Annotated in this window: 14 protein-coding genes and 1 pseudogene; 5 read left to right on the top strand and 10 right to left on the bottom strand. The window is 70.4% G+C overall.

What is annotated here, in order from left to right; all coding sequences use genetic code 11:
• Positions 1-200 precede the first annotated feature (200 nt).
• A complete protein-coding gene (locus GWK25_RS18090; RefSeq protein ID WP_215451421.1) occupies positions 201-3,542 on the top strand; it encodes a S8 family serine peptidase in 3,342 nt (1,113 codons plus the stop codon).
• 349 nt (positions 3,543-3,891) lie between these two features.
• Here GWK25_RS18090 and GWK25_RS18085 read toward each other — a convergent pair whose 3' ends face one another.
• The 3 genes and pseudogenes from GWK25_RS18085 to GWK25_RS18075 form a co-directional block, all read right to left on the bottom strand.
• Positions 3,892-5,199 (bottom strand): hypothetical protein, encoded by a 1,308-nt coding sequence (locus tag GWK25_RS18085; RefSeq protein WP_215451419.1) that lies wholly within the window; start codon positions 5,197-5,199, stop codon positions 3,892-3,894.
• Between the two features lie 171 nt (positions 5,200-5,370).
• Positions 5,371-5,685, bottom strand: a pseudogene (locus GWK25_RS18080) (hypothetical protein); the annotation flags it as partial.
• Positions 5,686-5,803: 118 nt separating this feature from the next.
• Positions 5,804-6,406: a hypothetical protein gene (locus tag GWK25_RS18075; protein WP_215451418.1), complete on the bottom strand. Its 603-nt coding sequence runs from the start codon at positions 6,404-6,406 to the stop codon at positions 5,804-5,806.
• A gap of 496 nt (positions 6,407-6,902) precedes the next feature.
• On the opposite strand from GWK25_RS18075, the gene GWK25_RS18070 reads away from it, so the two are divergent.
• Positions 6,903-10,085 (top strand): glycoside hydrolase, encoded by a 3,183-nt coding sequence (locus GWK25_RS18070; RefSeq protein ID WP_374200618.1) that lies wholly within the window; start codon positions 6,903-6,905, stop codon positions 10,083-10,085.
• A 108-nt stretch (positions 10,086-10,193) separates the two neighbouring features.
• On the opposite strand, the gene GWK25_RS18065 is transcribed toward GWK25_RS18070, so the two are convergent.
• A complete protein-coding gene (locus GWK25_RS18065; RefSeq protein WP_215451416.1) occupies positions 10,194-11,867 on the bottom strand; it encodes a cellulase family glycosylhydrolase in 1,674 nt (557 codons plus the stop codon).
• A gap of 214 nt (positions 11,868-12,081) precedes the next feature.
• Positions 12,082-12,543: a MarR family transcriptional regulator gene (locus tag GWK25_RS18060; protein WP_215451415.1), complete on the bottom strand. Its 462-nt coding sequence runs from the start codon at positions 12,541-12,543 to the stop codon at positions 12,082-12,084.
• Between the two features lie 120 nt (positions 12,544-12,663).
• On the opposite strand from GWK25_RS18060, the gene GWK25_RS18055 reads away from it, so the two are divergent.
• The 3 genes from GWK25_RS18055 (at position 12,664) to GWK25_RS18045 (ending at position 16,240) form a co-directional block, all read left to right on the top strand.
• Positions 12,664-13,056, top strand: coding sequence for an HGxxPAAW family protein (locus tag GWK25_RS18055; protein ID WP_215451414.1), 393 nt, complete (start codon positions 12,664-12,666; stop codon positions 13,054-13,056).
• A 487-nt stretch (positions 13,057-13,543) separates the two neighbouring features.
• A complete protein-coding gene (locus GWK25_RS18050) occupies positions 13,544-15,604 on the top strand; it encodes a discoidin domain-containing protein (RefSeq protein WP_215451413.1) in 2,061 nt (686 codons plus the stop codon).
• Positions 15,605-15,634: 30 nt separating this feature from the next.
• On the top strand, positions 15,635-16,240 hold the full coding sequence (locus tag GWK25_RS18045; protein WP_215451412.1) for a TetR/AcrR family transcriptional regulator: 606 nt from the start codon (positions 15,635-15,637) through the stop codon (positions 16,238-16,240).
• 37 nt (positions 16,241-16,277) lie between these two features.
• Here GWK25_RS18045 and GWK25_RS18040 read toward each other — a convergent pair whose 3' ends face one another.
• The 5 genes from GWK25_RS18040 to GWK25_RS18020 form a co-directional block, all read right to left on the bottom strand.
• Positions 16,278-16,859, bottom strand: coding sequence for an ATP/GTP-binding protein (locus GWK25_RS18040; protein WP_184896929.1), 582 nt, complete (start codon positions 16,857-16,859; stop codon positions 16,278-16,280).
• Entirely contained in the window at positions 16,846-17,202 is a 357-nt protein-coding gene (locus GWK25_RS18035) for a DUF742 domain-containing protein (RefSeq protein WP_215451411.1), read from the bottom strand. Before GWK25_RS18035 ends, GWK25_RS18040 begins: the two co-directional genes overlap by 14 nt.
• A gap of 1 nt (position 17,203) precedes the next feature.
• On the bottom strand, positions 17,204-17,632 hold the full coding sequence (locus tag GWK25_RS18030; RefSeq protein ID WP_020114533.1) for a roadblock/LC7 domain-containing protein: 429 nt from the start codon (positions 17,630-17,632) through the stop codon (positions 17,204-17,206).
• A gap of 48 nt (positions 17,633-17,680) precedes the next feature.
• Positions 17,681-20,104: a nitrate- and nitrite sensing domain-containing protein gene (locus GWK25_RS18025; protein ID WP_215451408.1), complete on the bottom strand. Its 2,424-nt coding sequence runs from the start codon at positions 20,102-20,104 to the stop codon at positions 17,681-17,683.
• Between the two features lie 241 nt (positions 20,105-20,345).
• The gene (locus tag GWK25_RS18020; protein WP_215451407.1) at positions 20,346-21,353 is read right to left on the bottom strand and encodes a substrate-binding domain-containing protein; all 1,008 of its coding nucleotides are present in this window, start codon (positions 21,351-21,353) and stop codon (positions 20,346-20,348) included.
• Between the last annotated feature and the right edge of the window lie 158 nt (positions 21,354-21,511).

Below are 21,511 nucleotides of genomic sequence, written 5' to 3'. Positions count from 1 at the left end.
GCCGCGGCCAGGAACGAAGGGGAAGGCCGAGCGGGCGGGCGAGAGCGAACCCCTTTCCCTTACGAGCCGACACGAGGAACGCCGCGTCCATGGCGAAGCGGGCGGCGGCACATGTACGCCTGACCAGCAGAAGACCAGCGATTACACCCGGAAGACGACAAGTTCGCAGACAGCCTCCAGGGGGAGACTTGCGCAGACAAGTGAAAAGAGCGTGCACGGCCACGATCGCCACGGCGGCAGCTGTGGCCCTGGCGGCGGGCATGACCGGCCCGGCGTCGGCGGAGGCCGAGCGTGCAGCCGATGACCCGGCCGGCGCCTCGGCCGTGCGGACCGCGCCCAAACACCGCATCACCCTGATCACCGGCGACCGTGTCGTCGTCGACGCCAAGGGCCGTGTCATCGGCCTGGAGCGGGCCAAGGGCCGTGAGGGGATACCCGTCCAGATCCGCAAGGCCGAAGGACACACCCTCGTCGTGCCGGCCGATGCCGCGCGGCTGATCGCCACCGGCAAGCTCGACCAGCGGCTCTTCGACGTCACCGAGCTCAACAAGTCGGCCAACCGCAAGGCGCAGAAGCAGGGACTCAAGCTGATCGTCGGCTACCGCGGCGCGGCCGCTGCGGCGAAGGCGGACATCCGTGACGCGGGTGACACCGAGGTGCGCAGGACTCTCAGGTCGCTGAACGCGGACGCGGTGCTGACGCCCAAGGATGACGCGCCCGACCTGTGGGCCGCGGTCACCGACGCGGGGTCCGACGGCGCGAGGACCGCCTCCGGTGTCGCCCATGTGTGGCTCGACGGGGTCCGAAAGGCCAGCCTCGACAAGTCCGTCCCGCAGGTCGGCGCCGGCGGGGCGTGGGCCGCCGGGTACGACGGCAAGGGCGTCAAGATCGCCGTCCTCGACACCGGTGTCGACGGGACCCACGCCGATCTCAAGGGTCAGGTCGTCGCCGAGAAGAACTTCTCCACGGCCGCCGACGCGATCGACAGGCACGGCCACGGCACGCACGTGGCGTCCATCGCGGCCGGTACGGGTGCTGCGTCTCCCGCGGGGTCCGCGGGCAAGTACAAGGGCGTCGCGCCCGGAGCCAAGCTGCTCAGCGGCAAGGTGCTCGACGACGACGGCTACGGCGACGACTCCGGCATCATCGCCGGTATGGACTGGGCGGTCGAGCAGGGCGCCGACATCGTGAACCTCAGCCTGGGCGACGTGGACACTCCCGACATCGATCCGCTTGAGGCACAGGTCAACAAGTTGTCCAAGGAGACGGGCACCCTCTTCACGATCGCCGCGGGCAACGACGGGGCCGAGCAGACGATCGGCTCTCCGGGCAGCGCGGAAGCCGCGCTCACCGTGGGCGCGGTCGACGACGAGGACAAGCTGGCCGGGCTCTCCAGCATGGGCCCCGGCCTCGATGGACAGATCAAGCCCGACGTGACCGCGCCCGGCGTGGACATCACGGCAGCCTCGGCCCCGGGCAGTGTCATAGCCAAGGCGGTCGGCGAGAAGCCGGCCGGCTATGTGAGCATCTCGGGTACGTCGATGGCGACCCCGCATGTCGCGGGCGCCGCGGCGATCCTTAAGCAGCAGCACCCCGACTGGACGTACACCCAGCTCAAGGGCGTGCTGACCGGCTCCGCCAAGGGCGGCGCCTACACGCCGTTCCAGCAGGGTTCGGGCCGGATCCAGATCGACGAGGCCATCGAGCAGACCGTGGTCGCCGACCCGTCGTCGGTGAGCTTCGGCCTCCAGCAGTGGCCGCACACCGACGACACGCCGGTCACCGAGAAGCTCACGTACAAGAACCTCGGGACGACCGACGTCACGCTGACCCTCGCGGTGGCGGGCACCGATCCGAAGGGGCAGGCCGCACCGGCCGGCTTCTTCACGCTCGGCGCGAAGACGCTGACCGTCCCGGCGGGCGGCTCGGCTTCCGCCGACCTCACGGTCGACACCAAGCTGGGCGGCACGGTCGACGGCGCCTACTCCGCGTACGTCACCGCGACCGGTGGCGGCCAGAGCGTACGAACGGCGGCGACGGTGCAGCGCGAGGTGGAGTCGTACGACGTCACGCTGAAGTTCCTCGGCCGTGACGGCAATCCGGCGAAGTACTACGGCACCAGCCTGGACGGTGTCTCCGGACTGGCACAGGGCAAGTGGTATGCGCCCTACGACGAGTCCGGCACCGTCAAGGTCCGTGTTCCCAAGGGCGGTTACATCTTCAACTCGTCCGTCTCCGTCGACCCGGACGACTCCGCCAAGGGCTTCGACTGGGTGACGCAGCCGAAGCTGAGCATCACCGAGAAGGCCACGATCACGGTGGACGCGCGGACCGCCGAGCCGGTGGACATCACCGTGCCCGACGCGGAGGCGAAGCCAGAGGCCGCTATGCCGCTGTACACCGTCGGCGTGCCGGACGGCAGCCGCTCGTTCGGCTGGTGGCTGGACTCATATGCCAACTTCCGTACCGCGCACGTCGGCCCGCAGGTCACCGACGGCACCCTGTTCCAGCAGTGGGGCGGTCACTGGACCAAGCCCGCCGAGGAGTACGACACCCTCGCCGGCGGCAAGGTCAAGCAGCTCGCCACCGGCTACACCAAGCACTACAAGGCGAGTGAACTGGCCACGGTGAAGACCGGTCTGGGCGCCTCGTCGAGCGGCAAGAAGGGCGCGATCCACGCCTGGGGCGAGCTGCCCGGCAGTACGAGCACCTTTGTGCCCGAGGTCCAGCAGACGCTGCCCGGCACGCGCACGCTGCGCCTGTCCACCGCGGGCGGGGCGAAGTGGAAACTCGACTTCGAGCAGCACGGCGGGGTCGACGAGTCCGGCGATCCGATCGTCGAGGCCTTCTACACGCTCGGCACCCCGCAGACTTTCAAGGCCGGCAAGAGCTACGAGCAGACCTTCAACACGGCGGTCTTCGGCCCGCGCGTCGGCTCAAGCCTCGGTATCTACCGCGAGGGCAACGACATCTACGGCTCCCTGCCGCTGTTCACCGACGGCAAGACCCACTCCGGCTCCTCGTTCTACTCGTCGGCCACCACGACCCTCTACCGCAACGGCACCAAGGTCGGCTCGAACAGCGACCCACTGGAAGGGGCCGGCATCTTCGAGGTCCCGGCCGGCGACGCCGCGTACAAACTGACCACCTCGGTCAAGCGCAGCGCCAAGGTCGCCGCGGCCTCCACCCGCGTCGACGCCAGCTGGACCTTCCGCTCCAAGAAGGCCGACCTGGCCAAGCTGCCCGCGTCCTCGATCCGCTTCGACGCGGCCGTCGGCCTGGACAGCAGGGCCCCGGCGAACAAGAAGGTCTCCGTCCCGGTGACCGTCCAGGGCTCGGCAGCGGGCTCGAACCTGAAGTCCCTGTCGGTGTACGTGTCGTACGACTACGGCCGGACCTGGAAGAAGGTCACCGTCAAGAACGGCAGGATCGCGGTCACGAACCCGGCCAAGGGCAAGGGGATCTCGTTCCACGCCGAGATCGCCGACAAGAAGGGCAACAAGTCGACGATCTCGATCTACAACGCCTACTACGGGAAGTGACCTGATCCGGTGGATCGCCGACAGGTTCGCTGAACGTCGCGCCGGACCCTTGTCACCCACGGACCAACCCGGGCCCCGGAGGACTCATCTCCCGCAAACAGAGCGGGGATCGGTCCGGTCGGCCACTCCTGCGCTGCCATATTCGTAAGCCACTTCAAAGGTGGCTGTCACGCTAGAGGTGACGACATCCCTGGGCGCCCACCTCGGCTGCTCCGCGAACGCCGACGCGGCGGCAGCCTTCGCCGCGACGAAGGTCTGAGGCCCCCGCCACAGTCGGCGGTCACAGTCAGAGACAAGGCCCGGGAGGAGGAGATCCTCCTGGGCCTTCCTCACGGCGGCGTGCTCGCGCCTACGCGGCCAGCGCGGGGAACACGAGCACCGAGCCGTCCTTGTCGCGGGCCATGTCGATCGCCAGGTCCGTCGTGCGGCTGTCGAGCGTGACGCCGTCGCCCAGTCGATGAATGCGGTGGGCGGCACTCATGAGGCGATCGACGTCACCTGCCGTGAAGACCGGCCGCTTCTTCGGACGGCCCAGTTCCAGTGCCGACAGGCGTACCAGGACACCGGCGATGCCCGACTCCAACTCGTCGAGGCGTTGCTGATCATGCTTGAGCGCACGGGTGAAGTTCTCGAAGAGGTTGCCGGGTTCGCCCTGGGCGTGCTCGACGGCCTGGAGGACCACGACCCGTCGCATCAACGCGATCGCCAGGGAAGCGAGTTCGACGTGGGTGCGGAACGTCCCGCCCTGGTCTTCGACTCCGGGGAACGACTCGGTCAGCGTGCCGAGTTCGACGGCCTCGCCCTCGGGCAGTCCGTCGAGCGCGCTCCGCCAGCGGGACAGACGCAGGTCGGCTTTGCTGAGCGCCGTGTCGATCGTGTGCACCGCCGAGTCGAGTCCCAGCGAGACACCGAGCCTGCCCTGGTCGAGCAGAATGGCCGTGGCCTTGTCGATGGCGGCACGGCAGCCGCCCAGCGCACTGTGCTCGTCGTCGAGCTTGTCCTGCTGAAGCTGCTCCAGCAGTTCCGTGATGTGTCCGATGGCCTGCTGACGCTTCTGGTCGGCGTGCGCGCTCACCCCCACCGCCACAGCCATGAGCACGAGCGGAGCGGCCACGGTGAGCACCGTGCCGCCGGCGGCCACGGCACCGGCGGTCGCACCGGCCCCGCCGGCCGTGCCGACCGCCGCCGCTCCTCCGACCGGCACGAACGTCGCACCGCCGGCGATCTTGCCGGCCGTGTCCATGAGCGGACCGCGAATGCCACCGGCCACCGCCTTCGACGCCATCGGGCGGAGGATCCCCTGCCCGAGTTGGGCGGCGACCTTCGCGGGGACCACCATGCGGTACAGGTTCTCGCCGGAAGTGGTGGCTCTGGCCGCCGTGAGGGAGCTACGCGCCGATTGCGTGATGAACTGCGACAGGTGCTGGGCCAAGGGGCTCGCGGCGTCGAGCGGGATGCCACGGCCGCGGTCGATCTTGTCGGGCAGTGGATGCGCCTCAAGAGTGACGATCGGCTCGTCGGCCATGACGGCCAGCACTCCGCGCAGTTCGGCCAGCCGCTCGGCCGTCATCACCTCGCCCGCGGTCAACCCTGGCACCCGGACGTCAGCGGTCGCCAGCGTCCACACGGGCACGGTCGTCTTGCGGTCGTCGGTCATCGTCTCCCCTTGCCTTCCCGCATGCTCGTAGCCCCAGAATCATGACGGACCGGACTCGACGTCGGCGACGACTACGGCGACATCGGCAGCAACAGCAACGGGGTGGGAGTCGAAGACGGCAAGCGGCAGGACCCGTCCGTGACGGCATCCTGCCCGCCGGCACACGGGGAACTACTCGGGGTTCCTCGCGAACTCCGTCAGGCTGGTGGAGACGGGCTCGGGGCGGCCGTCGTTCTGGACCGGCGCGGCGGTGAGCACGTCCAGGTGCTGGTAGCCGTCGGCGACGACGGGGTCCAGGTCCGCAGGGACGCGCCCCGCGAGCAGGCCGTCGCCCGCGAGGACGGTGAGCGTCGGGTCGGCGGTGAGGCCGTCCGGGTGGACGACGAGGCGCTCCACCTGCGGTGAGGTGGCGAGTTGGAGGTCGGTGACGAGCTTGGCGGGGAAGTATTGCTCGGCGAAGTCCAGCGGTTGTTGGGCCATGGCTCGTGTTCATGCTGGGGGCGGTAGGACCGCGAACGCGGCCCGACCGCCCCGTGCTCACAACAACGCAGCCACCGTCCGCGCCTTTGTCACCGGGCGCCAACCGCCGCTGCCCTCAGGGGAGTCAGAGCCCGTCGCCGACCATCGCGGAGACGATACGGACGTGCCGGTCGGCCGCCGTGCCGGAGAACTCGTTGTCGTAGTTGAGCCCGTACGGCCAGAAGTGGCCGCCCCCGGTGGAGATCTTCGCGTTCGCCCCGTCGTACTGCCGGACCAGCGCGGTGGCCCGCGTGCCGGTCCAGGTGCCGCTGCCGCCCAGCCGCGACCAGCCCGCGCTGGTGCCGACGCCGATGGTGTGCGCGATCTCGTGCAGCGCGGTCCGCTCCTTCATGTAGCTGCGGTTGGAGCCGAAGCGGATGGTTCCGTTGATGTTGCCGTCGGCGGTGGGGACGCCCGGCTCGTAGCGGACGGTGATGGTCTTGCCGAGGTCGCTGAGGTTGTTGTACCGGGCGACGGCCGCGTTCATGGCGGCCGTGATGGCGGTGTACGCCGACTGCTGGTCCTGGGTCGGGTTGCTCGCCCGCACGAGGGTCCAGGTGATGGTGGCTGCCGCCGCCCGCTCGCCGGGCACGGGCCCGGCCTGTGGGGCCGCCTGCGCGACGCCGGGTCCGGCGAGCAGCGCGGCGGCCAGCGCGGCTATGACCACCTTCCTGCGGGGTGAGTTCATGGGGGTCTCCTGTTTTCGTGGGGGGGGTGGGGAGTTCAGGCACCGATCCTTCCGGTGCCTGCCCCGGCCCGTACGAGGGCCGGGACGTCTGCGGCGGGGTCCGGCGTGCAGGCGTGGTACGTACGGGGTTCGACGACGGCGCCGTTGGTCTCGCGCGCCGGGGCCGGTGAAGACGTTGTTCCGCTGGACCGGCGGTGCCGTTCCGGCCGAGTGCGGCGACGGCCGTGAAGCCGGGGGGAGATCTCCGCCAGGGGCGCCGACCGCGCTTCGGTGGAAGCCCTGGCCACGACGGAAGCCCGTGGTGCGGAAACGACGCGTGACGACGACCTCATGTGGTTCCTCCCGGGACGAGTGGGGGACGTTCCTGGGTCGTGCGAATTCGCGTGAATCCGTGCACACAAGGGCTAGAAAGCGCTTTCAGTTTCCTGAATGCTAAGCACGTGTTTTGGGCATGTCAACGAGATCGCGTTCGCCTCTGTGTTGTGGAAGGAGTGTCGTGACCCCACGACATCGCATCGCCCGGGCTCTCGCAGCCACGGTCCCCCTGGTCCTCGGCGCGGGTCTCATGGCCGCGCCCCCGGCGAGCGCGGCCACGTCGACCCCGGCGGCGTCGAGCGCGGTCACCGTGCGGATCGACCCGTCGTACCGGCAGCAGGAGTTCGAGGGCTGGGGCACCAGCCTCGTCTGGTTCGCCAACGCGACCGGGAACTACCCGGAGCCCATCCGAAGACGGCTCGTCGACATGCTGTTCGGCGAGGACGGCCTCGGGCTCACCATCGCGCGCTACAACATCGGCGGCGGCAACGCCCCGGACGTCCGCAAGGACTACATGAAGACCGGTGCGACCATGGAGGGCTTCTGGAAGGCCCCCGAGGGCACCACCCGGCAGGACATGGAGTGGTGGGACCCGAACAACCCCGACCACTGGGACTGGGACGCCGACTCGGGCCAGCGCTGGTGGGTCGACCAGATCAAGGACAAGGTCGACACCTGGGAGGCGTTCAGCAATTCGCCGCCCTGGTTCCAGACCGTCAGCGGCTATGTCTCCGGCGGCTTCGACGCGAACACCGACCAGATCCGGGCCGACCGCGTCGACGAGTTCGCCACGTATCTGGTGCGCGTCACCGAGGAGATGGAGAAGCGGCACGGCATCGACTTCGACACCATCGCCCCGCTGAACGAGCCCAACACCAACTACTGGGGCACCCAGATCGGCGCGAACGGCCAGCCCACCGGAGGCCGCCAGGAGGGCGCGCACGCGGGCCCCGCGCTCCAGCAGAAGGTCGTCCTCGCGCTCGACAAGGCGCTCCGGGGAGCGGCGACCGACGCCGAGATCTCCGCGATGGACGAGACCAACCCCACGATCTTCACGCAGAACTGGAACGCGTACGACGCCTCCGCGCGCGCTGCGGTCCCCCAGTTGAACGTGCACACCTACGGAACCGGTATGCGCACCAGCGCCCGTGACATCGCCAAGGGCGCCGACAAAAAGCTCTGGATGAGCGAGGTCGAGGGCACCTGGGGCACCGGCACCGACTTCACGAGCATGGAACCGGGACTCGGGATCGCGACCCGCATGGTCGACGACATGCGGGAACTGGAGCCCTCCGCCTGGGTGTTCTGGCAGCCGGTCGAGGACTCGATCCCGCAGGCCGCCGCCGGCAAGAACTGGGGAAGCATCCACGTACCGTTCAACTGCACGGCCACGGACACCCTGGAGACCTGCCCCGTCCGGGCCAACTCCAAGTTCCACACGATCCGCAACTTCACCCACCACATCCGTCCCGGCGACCGCTTCGTGAAAGTCGACGATCCCTCCAGCGTCGCCGCCGTCAGGAAGTCCGGCCGCGCGGCCTCCGTGGTCCACGTCAACAGCGGCACGACCGGGCGTTCGGTGACCCTGGACCTCTCGCGCTTCGGCAAGGTCTCCTCCCGTGCCACCGTCACCCCCGTCGTGACGAGCGCCGACGGGGCCCTCGTCGAGGGCACGCCGGTGCGGGTGAAGGACCGTGCCGCCACCCTCGACGTGCCGGCCAAGTCCGTCACCACCTTCCTGGTCGACGGCGTCAGCGGGGTGGCGAAGGACGCCGCCCTCGTCCAGCCCGGCCACGTGTACCGGCTCCAGGGCGCCCAGAGCGGCAAGTCGCTCACCCCGTCGGAGGACGGCACCGGCGTCGTCATCCGCACCACCGACGCCGCGAGCGCCCGGCAGCTGTGGTCGGCCCGGAAGCTGACCCCGGGCCGCGACAACCGCGAGCGGTACGCCCTCACCAACGCCGTCACCGGCGGGCGGCTCGCCGTCCGCGACCATCAGGCCGTCCTGGAGGACCCGGCCGACGGCGCGGTCTCCGCGGCCGCCCAGTGGATCATGTCGACCACGGGCGACGGCAGTTGGACCTTCGTCAACGTCGCCACCGGCCGCCTGGTGGACGTCACCGGACAGTCCTCGGCCGACGGTGCCGAAGTGTCGACGTACACCCCGACCTCGGCCGCCAACCAGCGCTGGACGGTGACCGACGAGACCGTGCTGCGCACCGAACGGGCCGAGGCGTTCACCGTCCCCGGGCTGCGGCCGAAACTGCCGGAGACGGTGACCCCGGTGTTCCGGGACGGCGCACGCGGCAGCGTGCCTGTGGTGTGGGAGCTGCCGTCGGACCGGAAATGGCGCAAGCCGGGGACGGTGCGGGTGACGGGTGAGGCGACCGACGCCCTCGGCCGGAAGCACCCCGCGAAGGTTCTCGTCACCGTCGACACGATCGCCTCGACCCTGCCCGCCCGCGCCAAGACGTACGTGGGCGGCGCCCCGGAGCTGCCGGCGACGGTCGTCGGCGTCGGCCGGCACGGCGGCCGTACCACCCTGCCGGTGCGCTGGGACGCGGCACCCGAGGGGGCGTTCGACGAGGCGGGGGTGGTGACCCTGCCGGGCAGCGCCGAGGTCGTCGGCGGCACCACGGTCGAGGCGACGGTCCGGGTCCAGGTCACCGAGGCGACGCAGAGCAACATCGCGACCGACCCGAAGGTCTCCGTGGGCGCCACCTACACCGAGAGCGGTTACTCCGCCGAGCGGCTGCGCAACGGCACCACCGCGGAGAAGGCCTGGTCCAACTGGCGGTCGGGCACCAAGAATCCGTCCGACACCATCACCTTCGGGCTCCCGGAGGCCCGCGACCTGACCCGGGTCGTCGCGCACTTCCACCGGGACGGGACCAATGTCTCCTTCCCGGAGAGGCTGAAGGTGCAGGTCCAGGCCGCCGGGAACGGGCCGTGGACCGACGCGGGCGACACCGTGGCGGTCGGCACCGAGGGCGACCCGGTGATCGGCGTCCCGCTCGACGCGGGCCCGGTGACCGGTGTGCGCGTGGTCATGACCGCGCGTCAGGGCGGCTACATCACGATGGGCGAGATCGAGGTGTTCGCCAAGAGCCCCGGCGTCTCCTCGGACGCCGCCGCCACCGCCGTCGAGGTGGCCGGCCGGCCGATCGGGACCTTCGACCCCGACACCACCGCCTACCGGGTGGCCACCGACGACCCGGGCCGGGCGAAGGTCACCGCGACGCCGCGCGATCCGTACGCGACCGTCACGGTGGACCGCGTCGCCCGGACGACCGCCGTCGTCACGGTGACGAGCGAGGACGGCTCACGGACCCGGGCCTACCGGGTCACGCTCGTACGACGCTGACGTGACCGGCGGGGGCCGCGAGCAGGCCCCCGCCGGTCACCTCGCGAGGGAACGGCCACCTGGCAGGAACCGACGCCTCGCAAGCACGGTCACCCGTCCAGAACAAGGTCAACTGGTCCCGCAGACGGCCCCGTTGAGCGTGAAGGCCGTCGGCGCCGTGTTGGTCGTGCCCTTGCTCCCGATGAACCCGACCGTCACGGATCCCGCGGCCGGGACAGTGGAGGTGTAGGAGGCGGGCTTGACGCTCACCGCGCTCCCGCTCTGCGTGGCGGTCCCGCCCCACATGTTGGTGACCTTCTGGCCGTCGGCGAAGGCGAAGGCCAGGGTCCAGCCGCTGACGGCGGTGGCGCCCGTGTTGCGGATGACGATCTCGCCCTGGAAGCCACCGGGCCACTCGTTGGTGGCCCGGTAGGTCACGGAGCAGTTCCCGGCGGGGGTGTTGCCGCCCTCGTCCGTGGTCACGTTCACGGTCGCCGAGCGCGCCGACCGGTTCCCGGCGGCGTCGCGGGCGTAGACGGCGAAGGTGTACGCCGTGTCGGCGGTGAGGCCGGTGAGGGTGACGGAGTTGGTGGTGGAGGCCGCGAACTCGGTCTCGGTGGAGCCGCTCACCCGGACGATGTCGTAGCCGGCGACGCCGACGTCGTCGGTGGCGGCGGTCCAGGAGAGCGTGGCGGAGGTCGCCGTCACCGCCGAGGCGGCCGGGGTGCCCGGGGTGCTCGGCGCCTGGGTGTCACCGGGGGCGCCGCCGCCGAACACCGTGGCCTCCTTCGCCGTCCGCGCGATGCCGTTGGGGCCGTTGAAGATGCGCTGGCCCCAGGCGCTGAGCCGCGTCGGGTCGAAGCCGATCGACAGGTCGAGGACCGGATCGGTGTTGCCGCTCCAGGACCAGGCCAGATAGCCGAGGTCGAACTGCTCGGCGGCCGCCATCATGGTGTCCTCGTCGGGGTCGCCCCACTGGTCGGCGGGTCCGCCGAACTCACCGATGAGCAGCGGCAGTCCGGCGTTCACGAAGGCGCCCAGGTAGTCGGTGATCTCGGCGGCCGTGTCGAAGACGCTGTACATGTGGATCGAGAAGATCAGGTTGCCGGTGGTGTCGGCCTCGTACACGGACTGGGCGTTGGCGCGCATGACACCCTGCCAGTCCTGGCCCCAGTTCGGCGCGTCCACCATGATCGTGTGCTGGAAGCCGGCGGCCCGCAGCTTCTGCACGGCGGCCTTGGTGGGCGCGGTCCAGCCCTCGGGGTTGGTGTTGCCCCAGGGCTCGTTGCCGATGTTGACGATGACGTAGTCCTCCTCGCCGGCGAGGACGTCCCTGAGGCCGATCCAGTAGTCGGCGGCGTGGTCGAGGGTGCCGGCGGCGGCCTCCTCACCGTGTCCGGTGGTGTCGTGCACCTCCAGGACACAGATGAGGCGGTTGGCCTTGCACTGGGCCACGACGTTCGCCACGTCGGCCGGGCTGTTCTTCGTCCAGCGGTGACCGTCGGAGAGGACGACGCGGACGGTGTTGGCGCCCAGCGCCTTGACGTCGGCCAGCGACTGCGTCTCGTTCGGGTACCAGGTGTGGGCGTGGTTGACGCCGCGCATCACGAAGTCGTTGCCGTTTGCCTCCAGCAGCCGGCCGTCGCTGATGTGCAGGCCGGTGGCCCGGACGTCTGGGGCCGACTGCGCCAGGGCGACGGCCGGGGCGAGGACGCCGAGGAGGGCGAGCGCGACCAGGCTCGCGAGGCCGGCCAGGAGGCTGCCGAGGGGGTTCCTGCGCTGGGTGCTGCCAGTCGGTCTCACTGCGGCTCCAGGTGGGGGTGAGCGCCGAGAGTGTCGGACGGCGGGTGTATGGGTGGGGGGTGGCGTGGGGAGTGACCAGCATTCATGGGAGCGCTCCCATGAACCCATCTGAACGCGTACACGTCAAGCCATCGCGCGCGGACTGTGGCACACGGGCTCCACGGCCACAGAGCCCTCCGAGGCCCGAGGGAGCAGGCCGAGCCGACGGGCCGTACTAGCGGGACTCGTCCAGATACCCCCGCGCCAACTCACCCGCCCGCGCGAACCAGTCGACCAGCAGGGCCAGTTCGTCGGGCGAGTAGTCGGCGAAGAGTTCGGCGAGGCGGGCGTAGAACGGTCCGTAGACGGCCACCACCCGCTCCGCGGCGTCCGGGACCGCGATCACCCGGACCCGGCGCCGGTCGGCCGGATCGGGCTGCCGGGTCACGAAGCCGCCCCGCTCCAGACGGTTGAGGACACCGGTCACCGCCCCCGTCGTGACGTGCGCGCGCATGGCCAGGTCACCGGCGGTGACCGGGGCGTCCCCGGCCTCCAGGACGTATGCGAAGCAGACGAGGTCGGTGACGCTCAGCCCGAGCTTCCGGGCGAACTCCTGCTGACCGACGATCATCGTCGCGACCAGGCCGTCCATGGCACCGATCGCGTCAGGAACGGTGGGGCGGCGCTCGGCCTGCATTGAAATCACCTCCGGGGCGGGCTAGATTCCTTACTCACTAAGACATCTTACGGGGCGCGGCCGCACGGCGTGGCCACGGCATGCCGTGGCGCGCCCCCGCGCTCGAGGGGAGCAGACACCATGAGCCTGTACGACGAGGGCCACACCGTCGCCGGCTGGACCGGCACCGCCATCGGCGCCGTGGGATCGACGGCCCTCGGGCTGGGCGTGTGCGGCTGGGCCCCGGGGTTCGCCCTGGGCGCCGTCGTCTCGGTCGCGGCTCTCGTCGTCACCTGGGTCCTGCACCTCTCCGGCTGGGGCAAGCCCCCGGGCCCGCGCCCCCGCGACCAGTGGAGCCTGCGGGTCCGCGACCGCTCCGCCCGCGGCGGCCACGTCGACTGCCTGGGCTGCCGCCTGGCGGGCCGCCGCCGCACCCCCGCCCCGCTCCCCGCCGCACCCGGCCCCACCGACGCCGCCGACATCACCGACGGCATCGCGCCCACCGCGGTCCCGGCCGGCGAAGCATCGCACTGATCGCAGGCCCCGGCAGAAAGGTCTCGGGGCGCACGGCGGTGCGGTCGGCGCTGGAGCGCGTGGAGCGTCCGGGCGGCGACGACCACGTGGTGCTGAGCACGCAGTTGCTGATCCGGCAGTCGGTACGCCCGCTTTCCTGAACGTGGACACCCGTCGCGCAGGGCGGAGGCCGCGACCACCTCGGACAGCCCCCGACTCCGCACGCGAACTCCCACACCGCCGCGCGGCGCTCCCCCACCCCCGCCCGGCAATCCCCGGCCCCCGCACGGGAATACGACGACGCGTCGCCCCGCCGTAGGGCGGAGGGCGCCTCCAGGTCAACCGTCCCGGACTATTGACTCGGATCACCGCAGTGGCGATTCTCGTCACATCGCTTGTGCCAGCCATGACAAACACGCCCCGGGCGGGCCTGAGGCGTCGTGAATGTTCACCGTGTCCCGGAACGGTCTGGCCGATCGACCGCGCACCCCCGACCGAGGACGTGAGTATGACCAGGACTCCACGCGCCCATCGCAGCCGCAGACCCCTCATGGTGCTGGCGCTGTTCCTGACCACGATGGGCATGCTGCTCAGCCCGTCGTCGAGTTCGGCCGCCACCGGCGAATGGTGGCTGCCCACCTCACGACCGTCGCCCGACTCCCAGATCAACGTGACGGGCGAGCCGTTCAAGGGCACCGATGCGGCGGGTGACGTGCGCGGGTTCGTCGACGCGCACAACCACCTGTTCTCCAACGAGGCGTTCGGCGGCCGGCTCATCTGCGGCAAGGTGTTCTCGACGTCCGGCATCGCGGACGCCCTGAAGGACTGCCCCGAGCACTACCCGGACGGCACCCTCGCGATCTTCGACTACATCACCCACGGCGGCGACGGCAAGCACGACCCGGTCGGCTACCCGACGTTCAAGGACTGGCCGGCGTACGACTCGATGACCCACCAGGCCAACTACTACGCCTGGATCGAGCGCGCCTGGCGCGGCGGCCAGCGGGTGCTGGTCAACGACCTGGTCACCAACGGGATGATCTGCTCGGTCTACCCGTTCAAGGACCGCAGCTGCGACGAGATGACCTCGATCCGGCTCCAGGCGAAGCTGACGTACGACCTCCAGGCGTACATCGACGCGCAGTACGGCGGCACGGGCAAGGGCTGGTTCCGGATCGTCACCGACAGCGCGCAGGCCCGTGAGGTGATCAAGCAGGGCAAGCTCGCCGTCGTCCTGGGCGTGGAGACCTCCGAGCCGTTCGGCTGCAAGCAGATCCTCGACATCCCGCAGTGCAGCAAGGAGGACATCGACGAGGGCCTGGACGAGCTGTACGACCTGGGTGTGCGCAGCATGTTCCTGTGCCACAAGTTCGACAACGCCCTGTGCGGCGTCCGCTTCGACGAGCACGGGCTCGGTACGGCCATCAACGTCGGGCAGTTCCTGTCGACCGGCACGTTCTGGCAGACGGAGAAGTGCAAGGGCCCGCAGAAGGACAACCCGATCGGTGACGCGGCGACCAAGGCCGAGAAGGACCTGCCGGAGGGCACCGAGGTGCCGGAGTACGACGACAACGCGCAGTGCAACGTGCGCGGGCTGACCGATCTCGGTGAGTACGCCGTGCAGGGCATGATGAAGCGCAAGATGATGCTCGAGATCGACCACATGAGCGTCAAGGCCACCGGCCAGGTGCTGGACATGTTCGAGGCCGCGTCCTACCCGGGCGTGCTGTCCTCGCACAGCTGGATGGACCTGAACTGGACCGAGCGGGTCTACTCCCTCGGCGGTTTCGTCGCCCAGTACATGCACGGATCGGCGGAGTTCAGCGAGGAGGCGAAGCGCACCGACGCGCTGCGGGCCAAGTACGACGTGGGCTACGGCTTCGGTACGGACTTCAACGGCATCGGTGACCACCCCGCCCCGCGCGGCGCGAACACCTCCAACCCCGTGACGTACCCCTTCAAGAGCGTCGACGGCGGCTCGACGATCGACAGGCAGACCACGGGTCAGCGCACCTGGAACTACAACACCGACGGTGCCGCCCATGTGGGCATGGTGCCGGACTGGATCGAGGACATCCGGCTGGTCGGCGGCCAGGGCGTGGTGGACGACCTGTTCAAGGGCGCCGAGTCCTACCTGGGCACCTGGGGTGCCTCCGAGGCCCACCAGGCGGGCGTGAACCTCGCCAAGGGTGCGACGGCGACGGCCAGCGCGTCCGAGTCGAACCCCTTCACCAGCTACCAGCCCGGCCGGGCCGTGGACGGCGACGGCTCCACCCGCTGGGCGAGCGACTGGAGCGACAGCCAGTGGCTGAAGCTCGACCTCGGCTCGTCGCGCGTGATCAAGAAGGTCACGCTGGACTGGGAGCGGGCGTACGGCAAGGCGTACCGGATCGACGTCTCCACCGACGGCTCGACCTGGAAGACCGTGTGGTCCACGACCTCCGGCGACGGTGGTCTGGACACAGCCGGGTTCACCGCCGTGCCGGCCAGATATGTTCGAATGCTGGGGACCGAGCGCGGCACCGACTGGGGCTACTCCCTCTACGAGGTAGGCGTCTACAGCGGCTGACCGCGCACCACGGGGGAAAGAGGAACGCACATGGCACGCCTGCCGTCGGCCGAGCGGCGCAGACAGCTCACCGAGGCCGCGATCCGCGCGATGACCCGGGACGGCGTCCCCAGGACGACGACCCGGTCCATCGCGGCCGAGGCGGGCGTGTCACTGAGCGTCTTCCACTACTGCTTCGAGTCGAAGCAGGAACTGATCGAGTCCGTGATCACCACCATCGCCGGGCACTACGTCACCCTCGTACGGGAGGCGATCCGGCCCCGGGACACCCTCAGGGAGACCGTCCGGGCCGGTTTCCAGGCCTACTGGGACCATGTCTCGGCCCACCCGGGCGAGCACATGCTGACCTACGAACTCACCCAGTACGCCCTGCGCGAGCCCGGCTTCGAGCACCTGGCCAGGCGCCAGTACGAGATGTACCAGGACACCTACGCCGATCTCATCGAGCAGCTGCGCAGGTCGATGGGCTTCGAACTGACCGTGCCCGTCCCGGTCCTGGCCCGCTACCTCGCCGCCATGACCGACGGCCTCACCCTGAACTTCCTGGTCCTCGGCGACGACGCGGCGTGGACCGACATCCTCGACACCATCACCGAGCACGTGGCCGGGATGGTGCGCGAGGAGGTCCGTCCCTAGGAGCGCTCCTGCGCTCCGACACGGCCGGTCCGGGGCGTCAGCGGGCCGACGCCGCGATCAGTCGGTCCAGGAGGGCGATCAGGACGTCGCGGCACGAGGTGCGTTCGCGGGCGTCGAAGAGGAGGACCGGGGTGTTCTCGGGGAGGGCCAGGGACTCGCGGATGTCGTCGGGCTCGTAGGGGTGCTCGCCGTAGAAGCCGTTGACGCCGACGACGAAGGGGATCTTGCGGCGTTCGAAGAAGTCGATCGCGGCGAAGCTGGACTCGGGGCGGCGTACGTCGATGAGGACGACCGCGCCGAGGGCACCGATCGCGAGGTCGTTCCACATGAACCAGAACCGCTGCTGTCCGGGCGTGCCGAAGAGATAGAGCACCAGGTCCTGGCCGATGCTGATCCGGCCGAAGTCGAGGGCCACCGTGGTGGCGTTCTTCTCGGGGATGCCGTCGAGGTCGTCGACCCCGAGCCCGGCGGTGGTGAGGGGTTCCTCGGTGCGCAGCGGGACGATCTCGCTGACCGACCCGACCATGGTCGTCTTTCCGACGCCGAAGCCGCCGGCGATGAGGATCTTCACCGTGTCCGGTGCCGCGGTGCCCTGTGCGGTGGGGTCAGAGCCGGCCAAGGCCGTCCCTCACTTTCTTCAGCAGGTCCAGGTCGGGGGCGCGGGCGATCAGCCGTGGCTGGCGGACGCTGATCCGGCCCGCCTCCAGCAGGTCGCAGAGCATGATGGCGACCACACTGACCGGGAGGTCGAGCTTGCTGGCCAGCTCCGCCACCACGATCGGCTTCGCGCACAGCCTGACGATCCGCGCTTGCTCCGGCTGCGGCCGGGCGCCCCCGGCCGGCTGCGGGTCCACGGCCGTCACCATGGTGATGAGGGTGAAGTCGCCACGGGCGGGCCGGGTCCGGCCGCCCGTCAGGGTGAACGGGCGAACCAGCCGGCCCGCCGCGTCGCCTCCGTTCACCTCACTCGCCGCTGTCGGCCGCGACGACACCGGCGCGCGGGGCGGCGCTGAGGTGCTCGCCGATCTTCTTCACCAGCATGTTCATCTGGTACGCGACCACGCCGACGTCGGCGCCCTGCCGGGTCAGCACGGCGAGGTTGGCGCCGGGTCCGGCGTTGGTGAGGATCAGGAAGGCGTTGCCCATCTCGATGAGCAACTGGCGGACGGGGCCGCCGCGGAAGTCCATGCTGACGCCCTTGCTGAGGCTCATCAGGCCGGACGCGGTCGCCGCCAGCCGCTCGGCGTCGTCACGCAGGAACGCGGTGGACTTGCTGACGACCAGTCCGTCCTCGGAGAGCACGACGGCGTGGTCGACCTCGGCGACCCGGTCCACCAAACCGGTGAGCAGCTGGTCGAGCTGGCTGTGGGTGGCGGGGATGGGGCGTGTCATCTGTGTGTCCTTCAATGAGCGGTCTGCGGGGAGGGAGTCGTGGGGACGTCAGGTGCCGGAGGCGGGGACTCGGTCTCCTGGGTCTTCGGATGCGGTTTCCTCCCCTGCTGCGTGATCGGGTTCCGCGTCGTCGTCACGTGCCTGGAGCGTTCCGCGCTGGAACCCGGCGAGCGAGGAGGCGGCCCGCTCGGCGGTGAAGTCGTCGGCGTCGTCGTCCGGGCAGGGCCCCGCCTCCTCCTTCAGCTCCGCCGCCAGACTGGTCTGCGGTATCCGGCGGGGCAACGGCATCAGGCCGCCCTTCTTCCCGCCCCGGGGCCTGTCCGCCCGCGGCTTGCCCGTGGGGGCCGGCCGCGTCCCGTTCGCCCCCTCGACGGCCTCGGCGGCCCGCGCGTGCGTGGCGGATCGCTCCTCCGGCGTACGGTCCGTGTCCTGCCGTACGGATTCGGTACGGGGCTCCGCCGTCGCGGCGACCCGGGCCGCCATCAGCGAGGTACGGGACGGCGGTTCGACCGGTTCGGTGCCGTCCTCGTCGGGGACGGGGGCCTCGCGCACCACGATCTCGTCCGGGATCAGCACGATCGCGGTGGTGCCGCCGTACGGCGAGGCGCGCAGGGTGACGGTGATGCCGTGCCGGTTGGCGAGCCGGGCGATGACGAACATGCCGAGCCGGAGGTCTTCGGCGAGCGCGACCACGTCGAACTGCGGGGGCACCGCCAGCTGGGCGTTGAACGAGGCGTAGTCCTCCTCGGACATGCCGAGCCCCCGGTCCTCCACCTCGAGCGCGAGGCCCTTGGCGACGATCGCTGCGCGGACGCTCACCGGGCTGGGCGCGGGCGAGTAGGAGGTGGCGTTGTCGATGAGTTCGGCGAGGAGGTGGATGACGTCGGCCACGGCGGGCGGCGCGATCCACACCTCGTCGTCGGTGTGCACCTCCACCCGCTGGTACTGGGCGACCTCGCCGACGGCGCTGCGCAGGATGTCGATCAGCGCGACCGGTTCGGTCCAGCTGCGGCCGGGGCGCTCGCCGCTGATGATGACCAGGTTCTCCTCGTAGCGGCGCAACTGGCTCGCGGTGGAGTCCAGTTCGTACAGGCCCTTGAGGATCTCCGGGTCCTGGTGCTGGCGCTCCAGCTTGTCGAGCTTGGAGAGCTGGAGGTTGACCAGGTTCTGGCTCTGCCGGGCGATGCCGAGGATGACGCGCTGGAAACCGCGCCGGGTGTCGGCGAGTTCCACGGCGGTGTGCACGGCGGTGCGCTGGGCGGCGTTGAACGCCTTGGCGACCTGGCCGAGTTCGTCGGTGCCGTAGTCGAGCGGTGCCGCGGCCTCGTCCACGTCGACCTTCTCGCCCCGGTCGAGGCGGGCGACGACGTCGGGCAGCCGGTGCTCGGCGAGGCTCAGGGTGGCCGTGCGCAGGCCGGTGAGCCGCCGGGACAGGGAACGGGTGATGCGCCAGGACATCACGACGCACAGCAGCAGCGCGCCGAGCCCGCCGGCGCTCAGCGAACCGGCCGTGATCAGCAGCCCGCGCGCCTCCTCACCACTGCGGTCCAGCAGCGCCTGCGTCTGACTGCGGATCAACTCCTCGTACTGGACGGACAGCTTCGCCATCGAGGCGTCCCAGCCGGCCTTGGCGTCCGGCAGCTCGGCCTTCCGCGCGGCCCCGGTACCCGTGGGACGGGCCCCGAGGACCTGGTCCTCGATGGCCTGGAGCCGCTGCCAGTCCCGGCCCTGGACGATCCGCTCGACGTAGCTCTTCACCTCGCCGTCCAGCGAGGGGACGAGCTGGTTGTCGACGAGCCAGCGGCGGGCGCTGACCACCTGGGCGAAGCGCTCCCGGGTCGGCTCGTCGAACCGGCCCGAGGGCCAGTTGAGGGTGAGGATCGCGTCCTCCTGGGAGACCAGCTCCGCGGCCTGCGCGAGGGTGACGAGCGGACCGGCCTGCGAGGTGAGATCGCCGTCGTCGACCTGGGAGAGCGCCTGGAAGGCGTGGATCTGGCCGTCGATGATCGAGCTGTAGTGGTCCAGGATCTGCTCGGGCGTGATGTCGGTGGGGTGGTCCACCTGGTCTCGGTAGTACTCCAGGCTGTTCGACGCGCCCAGGACCGCGTACAGCTGATCGCCGATGCGGGCGGGGGCGTCCTCGATCTCACCGGCGCGACGGTCGAGTTTGGCGACCGCCCGGTCGGTCTCCCGGCGCTGCTTTTCCAAAGCTGTCATGGAGCTGCCCCGGGCCCCCATGTAGGCGGCCGACAGGGCGCGCTCGCGCTGCAGGGCGAGGGCCGCGTCGGTGCCCATCGCACCGGTCGACTTGCTCAGGCCGGTCTGCGTCCGCAGTCGCAGGCCCTCCGAGAACATCTGGGTCGTCGTCACACCCCAGCTCGCGGCCAGCGTGACGCTGGGGATCAGAGCAAGGAGGATCAGCGAGAGACGTATGGAGCCGAGACGGCGCCGGGCGCCGGTCCGTGGGGGCATCGTCGTCCTTGGGCGGTTGGCGGAGAGCGGAAGGGATCGGGGGCGGGGGCGGCAGGGGTGCGCGGGTGGCGGGTGGACACCTGTCAGTTGGGCGCACTGGGGATGCGCAGGATGTTATCCGCACCAGTGAACGCACGTCGCAGGGGTGGCCGTAAGTTTGGGGTCGCCGTTACACGACCGTTCCGGATGCTTGGTTTCCGGGCCGCGGTCATGTCCGAACGGAAGGTTCCGTTTGCCGGTGTCAACGGGTGCCCTTCGCCGCGAACCCGGCGATGCCGGCGATGTTCTTCTTGGTGACGAACGCCGGGCCGGTGAGCACGGGCGCGACTCCGCCGCCGCTGGTGTTGCCGTTGGTCCGGTGGAGCCAGAGTCCGTCGACGGCGAGATAGCCCTGGAGGTAGGGCTGCTGGTCCACCGCGAACTGGACGTCACCGTCCTTGACCGCCTCTACCAGGTCCTTGTTGAGGTCGAAGGTGGCGACCTCGGCCTTGCTGCCGGCATCGTCCACGGAGTCCACGGCGGCGAGCGCGAACTGGGCGCCGAGGGTCACGACCTCGTCGATGGTGGGGTCCTGACGGAGCCTCGCGGCGATGGAGTCGGTCACCGAGTCCAGGTCGGTGCCGTCGACGTAGAGATTCTCGGTCTGCCCGGCGAAGGTCTTGCGCACACCTGCGCAGCGGGCCTCCACGGCGACGTTGCCCCGCTCGTGGATGACGCACAGGGCGTGCTTGGCGGCGCGGGCGTCGAGTTCGTCGCCGAGGGCCCGGCCGGCGACACTCTCGTCCTGGCCGTAGAAGGCCAGCAGCCCCTGCGCCCGCCAGGCGTCGATACCGGAGTTGAGGCCCACCACCGGTATCCCGGCGGCGCGGGCCTCGGCGACCGCGCCGCGCATCGCCGCCGGCTTGGCGAGGGTCACCGCGATGCCGTCGGCCTTGTCGGCGATCGCGTCCCGCACCAGCTCCGCCTGGCCGGCCGGGTCGGGGTCGCTGGCGAAGGTCAGCTCGACACCGTCCTTCGCCGCCGCGACCTCCGCGCCCTTGCGGACCAGGTCCCAGAAGGCGTCCCCCTCGGCGCCGTGCGTGATCAGCGCGATCTTCATCCCGCCCGAAGGTCCCGACGCTCCCCTGTCCGAATCCGCCTGGGAGCCGCCGAACACCGAGCAGCCGGCGACGGTCAGACAGACGGCGGCGGCGAGCGCCGTGGCACGGAACGCCGTGCGGATTCTGTGGGGCGCGGGGGGTGGGTTCATGGGGGCGCGGCACCTCGCTGTGCGACCGGGGTGGGACGTCTGTGGAGAGCTGAGTAAGCCGCCATCACCGCGATGACGTGCGATGACTGGCCGACTTTCGCTGGGCGGAGCCAATCGCGTGTGACGCCCGGTAGTCAAGTGAACAACGAAATCGATGT

The sequence above is a fragment of the Streptomyces sp. ATCC 21386 genome, from assembly GCF_018728545.1.
Taxonomy (GTDB): Bacteria; Actinomycetota; Actinomycetes; order Streptomycetales; family Streptomycetaceae; genus Streptomyces.
The sequence above is the reverse complement of the archived record's forward strand: the minus strand, read 5'-3'. Positions and strand labels throughout refer to the sequence as shown.

Excerpts from the sequence above, each read along its gene's own strand:
- GWK25_RS18075 (WP_215451418.1), bottom strand. The coding sequence starts at position 6,406 with ATGAACTCACCCCGCAGGAAGGTGGTCATAGCCGCGCTGGCCGCCGCG.
- GWK25_RS18085 (WP_215451419.1), bottom strand. The coding sequence starts at position 5,199 with ATGACCGACGACCGCAAGACGACCGTGCCCGTGTGGACGCTGGCGACC.
- GWK25_RS18060 (WP_215451415.1), bottom strand. The coding sequence starts at position 12,543 with ATGCAGGCCGAGCGCCGCCCCACCGTTCCTGACGCGATCGGTGCCATG.
- GWK25_RS18045 (WP_215451412.1), top strand. The coding sequence starts at position 15,635 with ATGGCACGCCTGCCGTCGGCCGAGCGGCGCAGACAGCTCACCGAGGCC.
- GWK25_RS18020 (WP_215451407.1), bottom strand. The coding sequence starts at position 21,353 with ATGAACCCACCCCCCGCGCCCCACAGAATCCGCACGGCGTTCCGTGCC.
- GWK25_RS18050 (WP_215451413.1), top strand. The coding sequence starts at position 13,544 with ATGACCAGGACTCCACGCGCCCATCGCAGCCGCAGACCCCTCATGGTG.
- GWK25_RS18030 (WP_020114533.1), bottom strand. The coding sequence starts at position 17,632 with ATGACACGCCCCATCCCCGCCACCCACAGCCAGCTCGACCAGCTGCTC.
- GWK25_RS18025 (WP_215451408.1), bottom strand. The coding sequence starts at position 20,104 with ATGCCCCCACGGACCGGCGCCCGGCGCCGTCTCGGCTCCATACGTCTC.
- GWK25_RS18055 (WP_215451414.1), top strand. The coding sequence starts at position 12,664 with ATGAGCCTGTACGACGAGGGCCACACCGTCGCCGGCTGGACCGGCACC.